Origin of the sequence: Geobacillus sp. FJAT-46040 (assembly GCF_002335725.1) — a bacterium.
GTDB classification, from domain to species: domain Bacteria; phylum Bacillota; class Bacilli; order Bacillales; family Anoxybacillaceae; genus Geobacillus; species Geobacillus thermoleovorans.
The window spans coordinates 10,399-11,996 of record NZ_NISS01000001.1 but is presented as its reverse complement, the minus strand read 5'-3'; the positions used below and the strand labels follow the sequence as shown (position 1 = coordinate 11,996).

Sequence of the window (1,598 nt, the reverse complement as noted above, 5' to 3'; positions counted from 1 at the left end):
GCCCGACGGTCGAAGCCGACGGCGGCGGCAAGCGGACAAGCCAAAACCAGCAGTACAAAAAACACAACATGCAAGGGGACTGACGCCCATGGCGTCAGCTCCCGCCTGTCATAGCTGCAAATAAAGAGAGGCCGCACGATCTGAACGGCGTTTACCTCAAATGACCGCCCGACGCCCCGTGACATGCAACGGCGTTTGTCTGAAATCCAAAAAGGCTTGATGGCCGTTGCCGCTGGATGCCTGTCCCCTTCTGCGCCCGAACGCTCGGCGTCCGCCGGCGTTTTCCTCTGTTTTGCGCCCCTACTTGCGGAGGATGCCTTTTAAAACAAACGCCACGTTGGCCGGCCGTTCGGCGAGCCGGCGCATAAAATAGCCATACCAGTCCGTGCCGTACGGAACGTACACGCGCATCGTATATCCTTCGCGCGCCAGCTGCACTTGGCGCTCCGGGCGGATGCCGTACAGCATTTGAAATTCAAACTGGCTGTTGGGAATGTTGTATTCTTTGACGAGCTGCTTCGTATATTCGATGATGGCGTCGTCATGCGTCGCCACCGCCGTATAGTTGCCGTTTAGCAAATGCATTTTGATGATCTTCTTAAAGTTCTCATCGACATCTTTTTTATCCGGAAACGCCACTTCGGGCGGTTCTTTGTACGCTCCTTTGACGAGACGCAAGTTCGGGCGGTACGGCTTTAAGTCTTCAATGTCTTGTTCCGTCCGGTACAAATACGCCTGCAGCACCGTGCCGACGTTGTCGTATTCTTTTTTCAACGTTTTAAAAATGTCCAGCGTCTTTTGGCAGCGTGAATAGTCTTCCATGTCGATCGTCACGAACACGCCGCGCTCTTTCGCCGCATCCAAAATGCGGCGCATGTTGCGCATGACAAGCTCATCGGAAATATCAAGCCCCATCGATGTCATTTTCAGCGACAGCTGCGAGTTCAATTTCTCCCGGCTGATCGCCTCAATCGCCTCCAAGCAATGGCGCGCCATCTCATTCGCTTCCTGCTCATTGTCGACAAACTCACCCAAATAGTCGACCGTGACCGCCAATCCTTTTTCGTTCAGCTGGCGGATGACGCGCACCGCTTCCTCGATCGTTTCGCCGGCGACAAACCTTGACGCGCCGAAGCGGAGGCCGTATCGCTTCGCCAACCGGGTCAACGTCTTATTTTTGGACAAGAACAAAAAAAAGTCGCGCATCAGCTGTTCCACTGTTGCAAGCCCCCTTGTACGGAAACGCATTCATAATCCTTATTGTACCATGTTTCCGCCCGATTGAATATGTTTTTTCCGCACGTTTTATCTTTTATATGTGAATAATTTTCCACTCACTGCACAATCTACAAGCGAACAAACCATGAAAGGAGCGAAACGCGATGCAGCAACAACCGCAAATGAACCCGCAGACCGCGATGCCCGAACCGCCGCAAATGGTGTCATCAAAAGACGCCATGTATTTTTCCGATATGATGTCGTGGAACTTGCTCGCGGCGAAAAAGGCGCACTTTTTCGCCGCGCAATGCCGAGACCCTGAAGTGGTGCAGGCGATCGAGCGCGCTGGACAGATGCATCAGCGCCATTACGACATGATT

Annotated in this window: 3 protein-coding genes; 2 read left to right on the top strand and 1 reads right to left on the bottom strand. The window is 53.1% G+C overall.

Annotated elements, in window-relative coordinates; all coding sequences use genetic code 11:
- A partial coding sequence (locus CD000_RS00060; RefSeq protein WP_143425266.1) for a YuzL family protein occupies positions 1 to 83 on the top strand: 83 nt, incomplete at its 5' end.
- Between the two features lie 217 nt (positions 84 to 300).
- Here CD000_RS00060 and CD000_RS00055 read toward each other — a convergent pair.
- A complete protein-coding gene (locus tag CD000_RS00055; protein ID WP_096224616.1) occupies positions 301 to 1,218 on the bottom strand; it encodes a proline dehydrogenase family protein in 918 nt (305 codons plus the stop codon).
- 164 nt (positions 1,219 to 1,382) lie between these two features.
- Here CD000_RS00055 and CD000_RS00050 point away from each other — a divergent pair.
- Positions 1,383 to 1,598: hypothetical protein (locus CD000_RS00050; protein ID WP_096226203.1), on the top strand; the 216-nt coding region annotated here is incomplete at its 3' end.